Annotated in this window: 16 protein-coding genes; 5 read left to right on the top strand and 11 right to left on the bottom strand. The window is 33.0% G+C overall.

The features are described 5' to 3' along the window. Positions 1–69 precede the first annotated feature (69 nt). On the bottom strand, positions 70–1,722 hold the full coding sequence (locus tag G540_RS0101880; RefSeq protein ID WP_235807539.1) for a putative polysaccharide biosynthesis protein: 1,653 nt from the start codon (positions 1,720–1,722) through the stop codon (positions 70–72). A 600-nt stretch (positions 1,723–2,322) separates the two neighbouring features. Between G540_RS0101880 and G540_RS0101890 the strand changes: the two genes are divergently transcribed. After that, positions 2,323–3,354, top strand: a complete 1,032-nt coding sequence (locus G540_RS0101890; RefSeq protein WP_027106637.1) for a branched-chain amino acid aminotransferase — start codon at positions 2,323–2,325, stop codon at positions 3,352–3,354. A gap of 62 nt (positions 3,355–3,416) precedes the next feature. On the opposite strand, the gene G540_RS0101895 is transcribed toward G540_RS0101890, so the two are convergent. The 3 genes from G540_RS0101895 to G540_RS0101905 form a co-directional block, all read right to left on the bottom strand. After that, positions 3,417–3,884, bottom strand: coding sequence for a universal stress protein (locus G540_RS0101895; RefSeq protein WP_027106638.1), 468 nt, complete (start codon positions 3,882–3,884; stop codon positions 3,417–3,419). A 78-nt stretch (positions 3,885–3,962) separates the two neighbouring features. Then, entirely contained in the window at positions 3,963–4,874 is a 912-nt protein-coding gene (locus tag G540_RS07215) for a CPBP family intramembrane glutamic endopeptidase (RefSeq protein WP_027106639.1), read from the bottom strand. 78 nt (positions 4,875–4,952) lie between these two features. Continuing rightward, the gene (locus tag G540_RS0101905) at positions 4,953–5,693 is read right to left on the bottom strand and encodes a deoxynucleoside kinase (protein ID WP_027106640.1); all 741 of its coding nucleotides are present in this window, start codon (positions 5,691–5,693) and stop codon (positions 4,953–4,955) included. A gap of 222 nt (positions 5,694–5,915) precedes the next feature. On the opposite strand from G540_RS0101905, the gene G540_RS0101910 reads away from it, so the two are divergent. The 3 genes from G540_RS0101910 (at position 5,916) to G540_RS0101920 (ending at position 9,516) form a co-directional block, all read left to right on the top strand. Next, positions 5,916–6,392 carry a nucleoside 2-deoxyribosyltransferase gene (locus G540_RS0101910; protein ID WP_027106641.1) on the top strand — a complete coding sequence of 159 codons (477 nt, stop codon included), beginning with the start codon at positions 5,916–5,918 and terminating at the stop codon, positions 6,390–6,392. Positions 6,393–6,539: 147 nt separating this feature from the next. Continuing rightward, positions 6,540–7,268 carry a DUF1003 domain-containing protein gene (locus tag G540_RS07220; RefSeq protein ID WP_051188922.1) on the top strand — a complete coding sequence of 243 codons (729 nt, stop codon included), beginning with the start codon at positions 6,540–6,542 and terminating at the stop codon, positions 7,266–7,268. Between the two features lie 190 nt (positions 7,269–7,458). Continuing rightward, on the top strand, positions 7,459–9,516 hold the full coding sequence (locus G540_RS0101920; protein WP_027106642.1) for a KUP/HAK/KT family potassium transporter: 2,058 nt from the start codon (positions 7,459–7,461) through the stop codon (positions 9,514–9,516). Between the two features lie 101 nt (positions 9,517–9,617). Here the strand turns inward: G540_RS0101920 and G540_RS0101925 are convergent, their stop codons facing one another. The 7 genes from G540_RS0101925 to rsmG are packed head-to-tail and all read right to left on the bottom strand — an operon-like array spanning position 9,618 to position 15,078. Further along, complete coding sequence (locus tag G540_RS0101925; protein ID WP_027106643.1) at positions 9,618–10,340, bottom strand: DUF1129 family protein; 723 nt, start codon at positions 10,338–10,340, stop codon at positions 9,618–9,620. A 30-nt stretch (positions 10,341–10,370) separates the two neighbouring features. Further along, entirely contained in the window at positions 10,371–11,471 is a 1,101-nt protein-coding gene (ychF, locus tag G540_RS0101930; protein ID WP_027106644.1) for a redox-regulated ATPase YchF, read from the bottom strand. Positions 11,472–11,494: 23 nt separating this feature from the next. Next, entirely contained in the window at positions 11,495–11,698 is a 204-nt protein-coding gene (locus G540_RS0101935) for a DUF951 domain-containing protein (RefSeq protein WP_027106645.1), read from the bottom strand. Between the two features lie 19 nt (positions 11,699–11,717). Then, a complete protein-coding gene (locus G540_RS0101940) occupies positions 11,718–12,599 on the bottom strand; it encodes a ParB/RepB/Spo0J family partition protein (RefSeq protein WP_027106646.1) in 882 nt (293 codons plus the stop codon). Then, on the bottom strand, positions 12,592–13,356 hold the full coding sequence (locus tag G540_RS0101945) for a ParA family protein (RefSeq protein WP_027106647.1): 765 nt from the start codon (positions 13,354–13,356) through the stop codon (positions 12,592–12,594). Before G540_RS0101945 ends, G540_RS0101940 begins: the two co-directional genes overlap by 8 nt. Positions 13,357–13,370: 14 nt before the next feature. Beyond that, positions 13,371–14,318: a nucleoid occlusion protein gene (gene noc / locus G540_RS06870; protein ID WP_081653523.1), complete on the bottom strand. Its 948-nt coding sequence runs from the start codon at positions 14,316–14,318 to the stop codon at positions 13,371–13,373. Positions 14,319–14,346: 28 nt separating this feature from the next. Beyond that, positions 14,347–15,078 carry a 16S rRNA (guanine(527)-N(7))-methyltransferase RsmG gene (gene rsmG, locus G540_RS0101955; RefSeq protein WP_027106648.1) on the bottom strand — a complete coding sequence of 244 codons (732 nt, stop codon included), beginning with the start codon at positions 15,076–15,078 and terminating at the stop codon, positions 14,347–14,349. A 391-nt stretch (positions 15,079–15,469) separates the two neighbouring features. Between rsmG and G540_RS0101960 the strand changes: the two genes are divergently transcribed. Then, the gene (locus G540_RS0101960; RefSeq protein WP_420865043.1) at positions 15,470–16,300 is read left to right on the top strand and encodes a metal ABC transporter solute-binding protein, Zn/Mn family; all 831 of its coding nucleotides are present in this window, start codon (positions 15,470–15,472) and stop codon (positions 16,298–16,300) included. Positions 16,301–16,321: the final 21 nt, after the last annotated feature.

The following is a 16,321-nucleotide window of genomic DNA, read 5'->3' on the forward strand; positions in this document are numbered from 1 at the left end:
TAAAAACGTGAATAAAGCACTTTGACTACTTTATCAATTAAGATAAGAATGATTACTATAAATATACTTTTAATCTTGAGAATTGTCAATTGGATTTTGTGTGGCCTTGGATCGTTTTTTCTTACCAATAACTGGCAAACTAAAGCCAAAGATTCGATCTAACAAACCAAATTTTTCTAACATTAAAATATATAACGCCAAAAAACTCAAGCCAAAAATCGCCGCATATATGAATGCTGTAATTTTAGTTTCTGGTATATAAACTAAATCCAAACCAGCACGAGTTAAGAACGCTAAACCACCAACAAAAATATTCAACAAAATAATCATTAAACCATAACCTAATTGTCCGCGTCCGAGATAATTTCTCCGTAAATACGCAAACACAACTAAAGTAATTAAACCAAAAGAAATAGCTGTAGCTAAAATCGTACCATAGGCGGAGAAGAAATATGTTAACGGTACTTGTAAAGTCAACTTAAGCACAATACCGACAGTTAACATTTTCACAGCTAACCGATGATGTCCCAACGATTGTGACACCATAAACAAATCAGAAAACAACGCCAAAGCAATACTACATACTAAAGCTAATGCCATTAAATTAGCACCTTGAACATTAAATGGGAAGAACACCCCATTGACTTCCCAAGCTAAAACAGCTAACAATAACGCACATGGTAATAATGTAACTAACATTAATTCCATATTTTGGACGATTAATTTACGAATATAACCTTTATTGCCAACTTTACTTTGTTCCGCTAATAAAGGTAATGATGTAGCCGCAATCGCAATTGTTAAAGAGACAACTACTGTCGTAATTTTATTCGGATTAGCAGAAAAATAAGTATAAAGATTTTGCGCTTGTAATTTATCCATCCCGGTCAAGCCCACAATAATACTTTTAAAGGTAATTTGATCAATAAATTGATAAATCGTAACTGCTGATCCAATATAAATAAATGGTAAAGCATCCTTAATAATCCCGCTAAAAACATGGCCTAATTGATGATTATCAACTGGCAAACTTTCTTGATATCGTTTTTTATATTCTGGTAATTTACGAAATGCATAGTAAATCAAATATAAATAACTCGCAATTGCCCCTACAAATGTGGCAAATGTACTATAATTAACAGCTTTAATATAACTACCATTTTGCATATAAATAATGAAATAAGTCATACTTAAAATAAATAAGACCCGCACTAATTGTTCCCATAATTGAGAAACCGCAAATGGTTTTGTATCATTATTACCTAAATAAAAACCTCGAATCAAACTCATTGGTGGCAAAATCACAAGTGTAGGAACCATCACCCGAATCGCTGTTGTTGCCACTTCACTAGATACAACTGCACTACTTTTCGCAATTGCTGGCGCTGTCACATACAAAACAATCCCACAAGTCAGTCCTGTAAATAACATAAAGCCTAAAGCAACTTTTAAAACACGTAAACTATTTTTAAATTTATTTTGACCATTATATCCAGCCACTTGTCTTGCAATAGCCGTTGGAAAACCTGCCGTCCCTAATGATAAGAACAAAGCATATGGTGTATAAGCAGCATTAAAAATTGCTTGTGCTGCATTTTGTTTTTCCGGACTTCCGATCATAATTAACCAAGGAATTAAATAGACAATCCCTAAAACACGGGATAAAATATTGCCTAACATCATCCAAAAGGCTCCGGATAATAATTTATTTTTTGTTTTCAACTTTCGACACTCCGCTTAAATTTTCATTTATCTTTTTTAGATTCTTATTGCATACTACCAAAAAATAGACATTTTTTACATCTTTTACATCAAAAAAGTAAAAAAAGCTGCTTTCAAAATTAAATTTTAACACAAAAAAATCCTGCTGCTCTTAACAGTCAGGATTTTTTTGTATTTTTCAAAGGAGATAAGGTATTAAGTTTTTTTGAGATCGACAACACATTACTCTAGTCGGCTTACTCATTTACGGTCTAAATCTAAGACATAATATCATCAATAACAACTACCTGGTCTTAGTATGCTTTTTTGCTTTAACAGCAAAAAAGGTTATTAAAATTCATTAATCGTCTTAAGTGTTGTACCCGAACCTCATTACTTAAATGGAAACAATTAAACTATACCGTCTCAAAATATAGTTAATCATTTTCCCTTACATGTGAATATTGTAAACGTTTACTTTTAGAGTGTCAATATTTATTTCATTCAATACACAAATCCATCATCTCAAGAATAGTTATTTAATTATTTAATAATAAACTGTATAATATCAACAGAAAGAGAACTTTGAAATTATTAAGAATTTATAAAGGAGTCTAGCAAATGTCAGATAAAAAACAAGTCCAACTTGATTGGGATAATTTAGGTTTTGGCTATATTGACCTACCTTACCGCTATCGTGCATATTATAAAGATGGTCAATGGCATCCAGGTCAACTAGAAACTAACTCACAAATTACGATCAGTGAAGGTTCAACTAGTTTACATTATGGTCAACAAGCTTTCGAAGGTTTAAAAGCTTATCGTTGTAAAGACGGCAGTATTAATTTATTCCGTCCCGAAGAAAATGCCAAAAGAATGCAAAAAAGTGCTGATCGCTTATTAATGCCACAAGTTCCTACTGAAATGTTTGTTGATGCGTTAAAACAAGTTGTTAAAGCAAACGAAGCATACTTACCACCTTATGGAACAGGCTGTTCTTTATATTTACGTCCTTACTTAATTGGGATTGGTGATAATGTCGGTGTACATCCAGCTGAAGAATATTTATTCTCTGTTTTCGCAACACCAGTTGGTAATTATTTCAAAGGTGGACTCACACCTACTAACTTCTTAGTCTCTGATTATGATCGTGCTGCCCATCGTGGTACAGGACAAGCTAAAGTCGGCGGTAACTATGCCGCTTCACTTCTTCCCGGTCATTTAGCTAAACAACAAGGTTTTTCAGATTGCATTTACCTTGATCCAATTGAACATCGTAAATTAGAAGAAGTTGGTGCAGCTAATTTCTTTGGTATTACAAAAGACAACTGTTTTGTAACTCCAAAATCAGATTCAATCTTACCATCAATTACAAAATATTCCTTATTATACTTAGCCAAAGAACGTTTAGGCTTAGATGTTAAACAAGGTGATATTTATATTGATCAATTAGATAACTTTGCTGAAGCTGGCGCTTGTGGAACAGCAGCAGTTATTTCACCAATCGGCGGTTTTCAAATCGGTGACCACTTCCATACCTTCTATAGCGAAACTGAAGTCGGTCCTATTACTACAAAACTTTATAATGAATTACTCGGAATTCAATTTGGAGATATCCCAGCTCCTGAAGGTTGGATTGTAAAAGTTGATTAAATAAAAATCAAAAACGCTTATACTTAGTAAAATCTAAGCATAAGCGTTTTATTTTTTATAATTTATTCTTTATCAGTTTTTTTAGAAACTAAAACGTCACAATTTGCGACTTTAATAATATGTGAAGCAACTGATCCCACAACAACTCTTTCAACAAAATTCTTACCTGTTGAACCAATAACAATTAAATCATTTTGATGTTCTGGTTGGAATTCTTCCACAATAATAACTTTTGGATTACCAAAGCGTAAATGAACATCTACTTGATCAGCTTCTAAACCATATTCTTCAATAACTTTTTTACGGATATCAAGCATGTATTCTTTATTAGCTGCTTCAATTTCCATAATATGATCAGTATTTAAAGATAATCCGGCACCAGCATATTCTAATGTATTAATATCTAAAACACGTAAAATATCTAAATGTGATTCTGAATACTTAACAACATCCACCGCATCGCGTAAAGCCCGATCGGATCCTTTTGAACCATCGATACACACTAAAACTTTTTTGTAGACATTCTCCATAACATATCACTCCTAAGTCGCTTTTTATCTATCTACTTAAATGATAGCCTTTACTTTTTAAAACTGCAAGTATTTCCCTTAATTGAGAGTCATATATGTTAAAACTAACGATACAACAATAATAAAAATACATGGTAAATTTAAAAAAGCTTTCTTTAAGTAACCTTTAGGGATTCTGTTGGCATGTAACCAAGCTTTGATTTTGTCATAATTAACAACAAAATATCGAATAGCATAAAAACAAGCAAAAATTTGTAAAACTACCAAACTAAATTGAATCCAATTATTGTTCAATAACTGTACCAACTCACCAATCACACCATTATTAAACATATGAAAAAGGACTGCCCATTTAAACCCATAATTATAAGCAATATACGCTAAAAGAAGTCCCATTAAAAACGCAAACGGAATTTGCACTACATTCATATGATAAATTCCAAATAAAAATGCTGATACAACTGCGGCTAACTTGAGATTATACTTTTCTAAATTTCGGAAAACATAGCCCCGAAAGACTAATTCTTCTAATAAAGGTGCAATCACAATAGCGTAAATCATTAAAGTAAATGTTTTATCACCTGCACTCGCACTTTTAACTTGACCTAAAATCGATATTCCAAATAACTGCATGACATAATTTAAAATCATCGTATAAAAACCGGTAAAAAATTGAATCGCTAAAGTAAATAACGCAAACTTCGCAAACGATTCGATGTTCATCTTTTGCTTACCAGTTTTAAAATAACTTTTCCACTGTAATGGTGTCGATGAACTATAAATAACTAATCCACCTAAAAAACAACTAATAAAATAAGGCAGACCATCTAAACTTCCATTCCCTAAATGTAATGAACGTAGCCCCCACATGGCCAAGCCGGTCACACCTTGAAATACAAACATATATATAACAGTAATCCACATAATCTTATTAATATGTTTTTGATAACTTTTTTCTGGATTTAATTCATAATCTTTAACTGTCTTCACCTTCTTAAAAATTTATTGATTTACTATTTCATTCTAACATAAAAAAACCTCTTCAAAAATTGAAGAGGTTTTAACTTTTTATTCAGCTAAATATGCTTGATGTTGTTGTTTTAATGTATTTAATTGTTCTAAAGAAATATTACCTAATTCATATAACTTAGTTTCAATTTCTTCTAAAACAGCTACCCGATCAGCTTTGTTACTCATGAAATCATAACGATCTCCATCAATAACTAATAATGGTGAAGCATCATATTCGCCAAGCCATGAATCATAATGACCCAATAAACGTTGATAATAATCTTCTAATGTTGGATCCTTTTCAACTTGTTCATAATCACGACCGCGTTTCGCAATCCGTGACAACATTGTTTCATAAGAAACCTTGATCATAATCATTAAGTCGGGTGATTTTTTATGTGCTGCTAAAGGAAGTTCTTCCATCATGTTAGCTAACAAGCTCTTATAAATATCATATTCAACTTGTGTCGCATTACCCATTTCGGTATTCATGCGCATAAAAATTTCATCTTCATAAATAGAACGGTCTAAAATATTATTATCATCAACCATTGCTTGTTTGATCATCGCAAAACGACGATTCAAAAAGTATGTTTGTAATAAATAAGCGTATGGATTAGTAGCATCCTGATCGCCGGCTGCTCTTCTTTTGGCAGCCATTTCATTCCCCTGATAAAAAAGTGGGAGAACTGGATTGTCCTTAACTGGTTCGTAGTATGCGTTTGTATCGAGTTCTTCAGCTAAAATTTTTGTTAAGCTAGATTTTCCAGAACCGATAATTCCTGATAGTGTAATCAAAATGGTAGAAGCATCCTTTCACTATAATTTAGGCTGACGCCTGAGTTATCTTTATTCTTATTAATCTTTCAAGTTTTGTAATTGCTACTTTAAAGATTTTTTAAGTTACTTGATTAATGATACTCGTCTTTGACAAAAAAATAAAGAATTATTTCAAATATCTTGTATGTTAATCATGATTGATATACTATATATAGTAATCAAACTCAAAGGAGCTTTCACATGAATAAAGTTTATCTCGCTGGGCCTTTCTTTAGCGATCAACAAAGAGAAAGAACAAAAGCTGTTAAAGAAGCCCTACTTAAAAACCCTACAATTAATTCAAATGGCATTTTCGTACCTGAAGAACACCCTTACGCTGATGAAGAATTTGGTAGTTTACCTTGGCAAGTGGATGTCTTCAAATTAGATGTTAACCATATTTACCAAGCTGATATTATGGTAGCTATTGCTGATTACAAAATGGAAGAATCTAAACATAACGAAATGGATTCTGGTACAGCATTTGAAGTCGGGTTAGCTTATGGCTGCAACACACCTGTAGCAGTTGTTCAATTTGACCCTGAAAAAGAATTAAACCTCATGATTTCTCAAGGTTTAACAGCTTATTTCGACGCTAGCAAAGATGGCTTAGAACAATTAGCAACATATGATTTCAATACTTTAATGCCAAAAAGAGCTGATCGTCCCGTTATTTAAAACAAAATCTCATAACCAACTTCACAACACTTGTGAAGTTGGTTTTTTTAATAGTTTTTTACTATATATTAGTAGCTTTTTTGTTTTGATGAGTATATTCTATGCTATGTAATTTATCTTATACTCTAAAAGGGGGGGAGCTTTCCTATGAAAACTCTAAAAAAATTAACACATCCAACTAAAGTCACTAAAAAGAAAAAACAAAATCAATTGGATTTAGATACCCCAATCGAAAATACCAATAACACGTTAGAACAAAAAGAAACTTTCGGGCAACAAGTCGCCGATCATGTGGCAAAATTTGGCGGGAGTTGGGCTTTTATTATTATTTTCTGTGTTGTTTTAATTTTATGGATGACGGTCAATGTTGTTCATCTCTTTGGCATTAATTTCGATCCTTACCCTTTTATTTTACTGAATCTCTTTTTAAGTTGTGTGGCCGCTGTGCAAGCTCCGATTATTATGATGAGCCAAAATCGCCAAGCCGAACGTGATCGGATTGACGCCGAAAATGATTACGCAATTAACGTCCGGGCAGAAAAAAGAATTAAAAAACTCCAAAGAAAAATCGATAGTGCCAGCCGCTATCAATGGGCAACTATTATTGAAAACCAACAAACTGAAATTGATCTGTTAACTAATCTACTCGCTAAAAAAGAAGCACAAGAACAACAAATCCATATTTCAATTACTGACGATCCTACCCAAAATATCGTCGCAATTAACGGCCTTTCACTTAACACCAAAGAAAAGCCTCTCACGATTCAAGAAATTAAAATTATTGCTCAAAATAATACCGACACTATTAAAATCGATTATCTTCAAGTCGAAGATGGTTCTTACCAAACAAAATTAACCCGCAAACAAAGCGAATAAAACACCAAGTTGCTTACTTTTTGTTAAGCAACTTTTTTATTACTCTGAAAGCATTTCCGTTCTTTAATTTACTGAACTTATTAACCCGTGAATATAACTTGTATTTTCACATTTAGAATAATATACTTGAAATTGAATAGTCTTAACTATTACTTAACATTTCAAATACTAATTGGAGGGTATCTAATATATGGATGCTAAAGCTCTCAAAAGAATTTCTTTTGCGGGGATGCTTGTCAGTTTAGGTATTGTTTATGGCGATATCGGGACATCACCCCTTTATACAATGAATGCCATTATTAACTATGCAGGTGGCTTACAAAACACAACACCTGAATATGTAATTGGCTCAATTTCTTTGATTTTCTGGACTTTAATGCTCGTAACAACGATTAAATACGTCATTATTGCCATGCAAGCCGATAACCACAATGAAGGTGGGATTTTCGCGCTGTATGCTTTAGTCCGACATCGTGCTAAATGGCTTGTAATTCCAGCCTTAATTGGTGGGGCTGCACTTTTAGCTGATGGTACATTAACACCTGCCGTAACGGTTACTTCGGCGATTGAAGGTTTGAAAGGTCAACAGTTTGGTCCTTTCTCATTTAGTCACAACCAAGGTACCGTCCTTATCATTGTTACCATTATCTTATTAATCTTATTTATGGTTCAAAGATTCGGGACAGGGGTCATCGGACGCTCATTTGGTCCAATTATGATTTTATGGTTTGGTTTCTTAGCAGTTGGTGGGATTATTAATATTTCTGCCTATCCACAAGTTTTCTCAGCATTATTACCACACCATGCAATTATGTTACTTGTGAGTCCATACAATAAAGCTGGTATTTTTATTTTAGGTGGGGTTTTCCTTGCGACAACCGGTGCCGAAGCTCTTTATTCTGATATGGGTCACGTTGGTAAAAAGAATATCTATGCTACATGGCCATTTGTCTATGCCGCATTAATCTTAAACTACTTAGGTCAAGGTGCTTGGATGATTACCCATGCCCACGATGCACAATTCGCATCATCTCAAGGTGTTAATCCTTTCTATTCCATGTTACCTGACGCTTGGCGTTTACCAGCCATTGCGATTGCAGCTATGGCAGCCATTATTGCTTCTCAAGCTTTAATTACAGGTTCATATACTTTAGTTAGTGAAGCGATTGGTTTGAAATTCTTACCAAAAATGGTTATTAAACACCCAAGTAATGTTAAAAATCAAATTTATATCGGAACTGTTAACTGGCTCTTATGTATTATTACATTAGGTGTAGTTTGGTTCTTTAGAAGTTCTGAACATATGGAAGCAGCCTACGGGTTAGCTATTACTATTACTATGTTAATGACAACACTCTTGTTATTCGAATATATCGCCATGAAACTCAACCGAGTTGTGGCCTTTATTATCGCAGCCTTCTTCTTCATGATTGAATCAGTATTCTTCCTTGCAAGTATCGCTAAATTCGTTCATGGTGGTTATGTAACATGTTTAATCTTATTTGTAATTTTAGCCGTAATGTACATTTGGTACTTCGGTAATAAACGCCGGGAATCATATGAAGGTGACAGTGAATATGTATCATTACTTGATTATTGCGATCAATTAGAAGCTTTAAGTCAAGATGAAACTATTCCACTTTACTCAACAAACGTTGTTTATATGACTAAAATCAAAAATGATTATGAAATCAAACGAAATACTATGTACTCCATTTTAGATAAAGGTCCTAAACGGGCTAAAGTCTACTGGTTCGTAACTGTTAATGAAACAGATGAACCATTTGAAAGTACGTATACAGTTGATATGATGGGTACAAACAACATTGTCAATGTTCAACTTTACTTAGGTTTCAGAAGAACTCAAAGCGTTAGTGTTTACCTCCATCAAATCATTGATCAATTAACAAGCCAAGGTATTTTGGAACCTCAAAATCCTAAATACTCAACTATGAAGAACAGAAAAGTTGGTGGCTTCAAGTTCATCATTATCACAGAAGAACCAGCTGACTTATCTAACAGTCCAATTAAGACTGCTGATCGTCGCTTAATTGCATCACGGATCTTCTTACAAAATATCACTGCTTCGCCAGTTGATTGGTTTGGTCTTGAATTTAGTAATGTAGTCGAAGAAACTTCTCCATTATTTATTGCTTTACACAAAGATACGTATCTTGTTCAAAGAAAGATTTATCATACAACAAGAGCTTCTCGTAAAGAAAAAGACGACAACTTAAAAAATCAATAAAACATTAAAGCCGATTAGTTATTAATAACTAATCGGCTTTTTTTAATAACTAAAACAAAAAAGAGTTGCTAGTAAAACTAGCAACTCTTTTATTTTATGATTTAAAGTGGAAAACGTTTGAACCCTAAACGATCTTTCAAGTAGTAACGAACACCGAATAAAGCAATACCTAATACAAGGTAAACATAGTGATTCAAGACAATGTTAATTGAATCAGGAATATATGAAATCAAGCCAAATGTTAATAACCAAGCAGCAACGATTTCAATCATTGTAATTACAATCCGAACCCAATCTTTTTTACGTTTTGCAGATACTTTATAGAAGTATGCTAAACTAAGACCCGTCACAACTGCAACTAAGACTAATGTAACAATCCCACCACTAGCAGCTTGTCCTAAATCAAAGAATCCTAAAATACCATACATAACACTAAATAAAATCATCATCATTAAAAAGTTATCTAATGCTACTACCCAAAAACTTTGGCTCTGTTTTTCTTTTTCAATTTTAGGACCGTTTTGAATCATTTCAATTCTTTCTTTAACAGTTCCGTACAATTTATTAGCTGTAATACCTTGCTTTTGTTTTTCTTTTAATTCAGTAACCATTTCTTGGACGATTGCAGCTTTCTTTTCTGGATCATAATTAATTCCATCTAAAGCTTTCATCAAATTATACATGTATTCTTCATTCCGTTTTGTTAAACCATCTAAATGACTCACACGTTCCATGGCACTTTCTTTTTTAGCTACAGAGCGTAATTCTTTTTGTTTCACTGCAGCTTGTTTATTTTTCTCTCTTAATGTTTGTTCTTCTGACACAATCTTAACCCCTATCTACTTGACCTTGAATTATACGTTGAATAAGAATTCCATAATGTCGCCATCTTGGACAACATATTCTTTCCCTTCAGAACGTAAACGACCAGCTTCTTTCACTGCTTGCATACTACCATACTGATCTAAATCTTCATAGGAAACAGTCTCTGCACGAATAAAACCACGTTCAAAGTCAGAGTGAATAACACCTGCTGTTTGTGGTGCTTTCATACCAGCTTTAAATGTCCAAGCCCGTGTTTCTTTTTCACCAGCTGTGAAGAATGTTGCTAAACCTAATAATTTATAAGATGCACGAATTAATCGGTCTAAACCTGATTCTGTGACACCAGCAGCTTCTAAGAATTCTTGCTTATCTTCTTCATCTAAAGTTGCAATTTCTTCTTCCATACGCGCAGATACAGCTAAAGCTTCACTACCTTCTGCATTAGCATGTTCTTTAATTTGATTGAAATATTCACAAGCTGTTGGATCAGCCATATCTTCTTCAGCAATATTAGCTACATATAACATTGGTTTAGCTGTTAATAAGAACATACCTTTAACAATTTTTTGTTCTGCTTCGTTAAATTCTAACATCCGCACAGGTTTTTCATCTTCTAAAACTGGTTTAATTTTTTCTAAAACAGCTAATTCAGCTAAAGCATCTTTATCTTTATTACGTGCTAATTTTTGCACACGTGCATAACGTTTATTAACTGATTCTAAATCAGCTAAAATCAATTCCAAGTTAATTGTAGCCATATCATCTAAAGGATCAACTTTATTAGAAACGTGTGTAATATTTTCATCATCAAAAGCACGGACCACATGCACAATCGCATCTACTTGACGAATATTAGCTAAGAATTTATTCCCTAAACCTTCACCTTTGCTGGCACCTTTTACGATTCCGGCAATATCTGTAAATTCAAATGTTGTAGGAATAATTTTTTTAGTTGTTACAATTTCTGAAATACGTTGCAAACGTGCATCAGGAACTTCAACCATCCCAACGTTTGGATCGATTGTCGCAAATGGATAGTTTGCCATTTCCGCTCCTGCTTTTGTAATTGCGTTAAATAATGTTGATTTACCAACGTTTGGTAAACCAACAATACCTGCTGTTAATGCCATCTGTATAATTCCTCTTTCTGTGTTTAGTTTTTGTCGTGTTGTTCTTGCTTTGCATGTTCAATAACTTTGACTAATTTCTTATCGAAATCACGTCTTTTCAACATTACAATATGTGAACATTCACAACATTTAATTTTAATATCCATCCCCATGCGAATAATTTCCCAACGATTGGTTCCACAAGCATGAGGTTTTTTCATTTCAACAATATCATTTAAGTCGTACATTGTCATCATTTCTCCTTATTTAATCTAAATTTATTTCCAAAATTTCTAAAATTCGATTAAAGTCAGCAGTTGATAAATAATCAATTTCAATTTTACCTTTACCAGTTTTCGCATTAGCTTTCACTGCAACTTTTGTCCCAAACTTTTCTGATAAAATTTTTTCACTTTGGCGATAATAAGGATTTTGTGTTGTTTTCTTTTTCTTCTTAGTTGGCGCTACATCACCATTTAATTTTTGCACTAATTGTTCTAAATTACGAACTGTTAAATTTTCGGCAACTGTTTTTTCTGCTAAAGGAATAATCTTGCTCTTATCTTTTAAAGCTAACAATGTTCTCGCTTGACCCATTGATAACTTTTCACTTTGCAACATTTGTTTTACAGCTGTTGGTAAACTTAATAAACGTAAATAATTAGCAATATATGGACGTGATTTACCTAAGCGTTGTGAAACTTCTGCTTGTGTTAAATGTAAGTTTTCCATCAAACTATTGTAAGCTTGAGCTTCTTCTAACGGTGTTAAATCTTCCCTTTGTAAATTTTCTAAAATAGCAATTTCCATCATGCTTTCTTCATCAAATTCACGGACAATCGCTGGAATTTGTGTCTTACCAGCTAATTTAGAAGCACGAAAACGTCTTTCACCAGCAATTAATTCATAACCTTTAATGCTTGATTGCCGGACAATAATCGGTTGAAATACACCTTGTTTTTCAATTGAAGCGGCTAATTCAGCTAAAGCTTCGGGAGAAAATGTTTTTCGTGGTTGATATGGATTTGGGCGAATGTCAGCTAATGCTAATTCCACGACAACTTCATTATCTGAAACTTCTTCATTTAACATTTCCCCTGGGAAAAAAGCATCCAATCCACGACCTAAAGCGTCTTTTTTCTTATTCATTGGCAGCTAAAACCTCCTTGGCTAATGCTAGATAAGTTTGGGCACCTTTTGATTTTGGATCATAATCAATAATTGGTTTCCCATGACTAGGTGCTTCTGACAAACGAACATTTCGTGGAATAACTGTTTGATAAACTTTATCTTTAAAATAGTTTTGCACTTCAGCAACAACTTGATTTCCTAAGTTAGTCCGCGCATCTAACATTGTCATTAAAACACCTTCAATCGCTAAATTACGATTAAAATATTTTTGAACCAATTTAATGGTATTCATTAATTGACTTAATCCTTCTAAAGCATAATATTCAGCTTGCACGGGTATTAAAATTGAATCACTAGCTGTAAAGGCATTGATTGTTAATAACCCTAAAGAAGGTGGGCAATCAATTAAAATATAATCATATTCATCACGAACACTATTGACCGCATTATATAGGCGTTTTTCCCGTGCCATTTGTGATGTTAATTCAATTTCAGCACCTGAAAGTTGAATGGTTGCCGGTACAATATCAAAATTTTCACGTTCCGTGGTTTTAATTGTTTCTTTTAATGGAACATCATTAACTAAAACATCATAAATATCTTGTTCAATCTCTGCTTTACGAATACCAGTTCCGCTTGTAGCATTTCCTTGGGCATCAGCATCGATTAATAAAACTTTTTGACCTAGTTCAGCTAAACTCGCACCTAAATTTACACTCGTTGTTGTTTTACCAACACCGCCTTTTTGGTTAGCTAATGAAATTACCTTTCCCATTTTAAACTTCCTTCCTATTGATCACTTTTCTTAACAGTCTTTTTCGCAGTCGCTTTTTTCGGTGCTGCTTTCTTTTTCGTTACTTTTTTAGCTGGTGTTTTCTTCTCAGCTGGTTTTTCAATTGGAATATCAATAATAATACGATGGAATTCAGGATGTTTTTCTTCAGTTGTTTTCACTTCAAAACCATTATCCGTAATTAATTTAAGTGATTTTTTAATTGTATTAACGGCTAAACGTGTGTCTTTCGCTTTACCTTGAACAACCTTTTTCTTTTTCGGTGTTTTTTTAGTTGGTTTTTTCTTAGTATTTTTAATTTCCTTCACAACAGCTTCAGTCTCTTTAACTGAAAGGTTTTTGGCAATAATTTCTTTCATAATTTCGACCTGTTGTGCATCAGGTAAGCCTACTAAACAGCGACCATGACGTTCACTAATTTTACGTTTTAACATCACACGTTGCACAGCTGGAGCTAATTTCAAAAGACGCATCTTATTCGCTACAAAAGACTGACTCTTTCCAATAGCACGACCTAATTCGACTTGTGTCATTTGATTTAAGTCCATTAAGTTTTGATATGCTTGAGCTTCTTCAATCGCTGTTAACCCTTCACGTTGTAAATTTTCAATAACTGCTAAAGAAGCTGCTTGTGTATCATCCATTTCCTTAATAATTGCTGGAATATTTTCCCATTTCAAACTAGTAATCGCTCTAAAACGACGTTCACCCGCAATAATTTCATATTGAGTCGTTTCGCCTTGAGCACGACGTACAATAATCGGTTGCAATAATCCATGTTTATCAATTGTATCAGCTAATTCTTTAATACTTTCATCACTGAAAACGCGCCGTGGTTGATATTGATTAGGAATAATTTGTGACAAAGGTAGTTCTTGAACTTTACTTTGTTCATTAGTTGTTACTTCTTCGTTTTTGTTACCTTTAAAAAATGACCAGGCCACTTTTAATTTCCTCCTTTGCAAACTAAATTTATTTCTTAATTAATGGTTTTTTCGTTGGTGTCCCCGCTTTACGAGGATATTTATTTGGTGTTGGTTTTTTCTTAGCAACTACCACAATGTGACGTTCATCACCGACTTCAGGTAAAGTCAATTCTGTATCAGAAATAACTTTTCCGCCCAACAATGCAATTGCATATTTACCATCAGATAATTCTTCTTGTGTTTTTTGAGCTTTCAAAGCAACAAAATCGCCACCAATTTTAACTAATGGTAAACAAAATTCAGCTAACACAGATAAACGCGCTACTGCTCGAGCTGTCACAAGATCGAAACTTTCACGATAAGGGCTACCTTTTTTCGCAAATTCTTCTGCACGTGCATGATAAAAATGAACATCTGTTAATGCTAATTTATCTGCTAATTCATTTAAAAATGTAATCCGTTTATTTAAAGAATCGACAATCGTCACTTTTAAATTTGGAAAAGCAATTTTTAAAGGAATTGATGGAAAACCAGCCCCAGCTCCCACATCACATAAATTTAACGCTTCTGTTTGTAATGCTTGATATTCAAATGCTGGTAAAAGTGAATCGTAAAAATGTTTTAAATAAACTTCATCACGATCAGTAATTGCTGTTAAGTTTACATTTTCGTTAGTTGCTACTAAAAATTCATAATATGTAGCAAATTGTTCCATTTGATAATCAGATAAAACAATTCCTTTTTCCGCTAATAAAGCTCTAAATTTCTCAGGTGTCATATTTTTCCTCGTAATTATTTAAATTATTTTTGTGAAACAATAGTCAATTAACATTGTTTCACACGCTGTTTATAGTTTATGCTATTTAGTGCTGAAATACAAGTAAACTCCTTGAAAATCAAGCTTTTTTTAGCGTGTTGTTAAATTTTTTAAATCGTAATAAAAAAATAAATCTACACGTCTTTTCTAGACTATCTGCTGAGCTAAAGCGTAATAGGTTTTTTTCCATAAAATTGAGACTTGACAGGCTTTTTTTCAATGTATAATATGTAAAAAGTAATCATTACAATTTAACAAGAAAATATAAAATTAAAAATTAAATTATTTCGAGGTGTATAACGTGTTTAAAAAACATTCTAAACTTATAACTTTAGTCTTATCTGGTCTAGCTATTGTATTAATTTTAACTGGTTGTAAAAAAGATGACCAAAAAACAAAATCTACTAATAAACTCCAAGTTACCGCTACTACTAATGTCTATGGCCAAGTTGCCAAAGCTGTTTTAGGCAAACATGGTGATGTAACAGTGTTAATCAAAGGTAGTCTTGATCCCCATGATTTCGAACCTACAACAGGAACTGCTAAAAAAGTTCACAATAGTGACTTAGTAGTATATAACGGTTTAGGCTATGATTCTTGGGTCAAAAAATTAAATCCGAAAAAATCTGTCAATATTGCCGCTGATGTGATGCATAAAAAAGTTGGTGACAACGAACATCTCTGGTATGATAGTGCTACTATGGTCAAAACAGCTAACTACTTAGCTAAAACTTACGGTAAATTATTACCAAAATATCAAGCTGATTTTAAGAAAAATGCAGCTAAATACATTAAAGATTTAGCTCCTTTAGATAACATAATTCAAAAAATCAAATCTCAAAAACAAAATAATAAAGTCGCTGTCAGCGAACCCGTTTTTGACTATGCTTTAGAAAACATGGGATATCAAATCATCAATAAACATTTTGCCAAAGCAACTGCAGAAGGTAACGATCCATCTTATCGTGATTTAAAACATTTACAAGATGACATCAAAAACAAAAAAATTGCCTTCTTTGTTGAAAATACACAAAGTGATAGTAAAGTTATTCATAATTTAGTTAAACTTTGCCATGAAAGTAATGTCCCTGTCATTCAAGTTACTGAAACAATTCCGAAAGGAAAAACTTATGTATCTTGGATGGTTGACCAAGATCAACAAATTTTAGATTTACAAAAATAACCTTGTTATATAGAAGGAAGT

The sequence above is a fragment of the Ligilactobacillus ceti DSM 22408 genome, assembly GCF_000423245.1.
GTDB lineage: Bacteria > Bacillota > Bacilli > Lactobacillales > Lactobacillaceae > Ligilactobacillus > Ligilactobacillus ceti.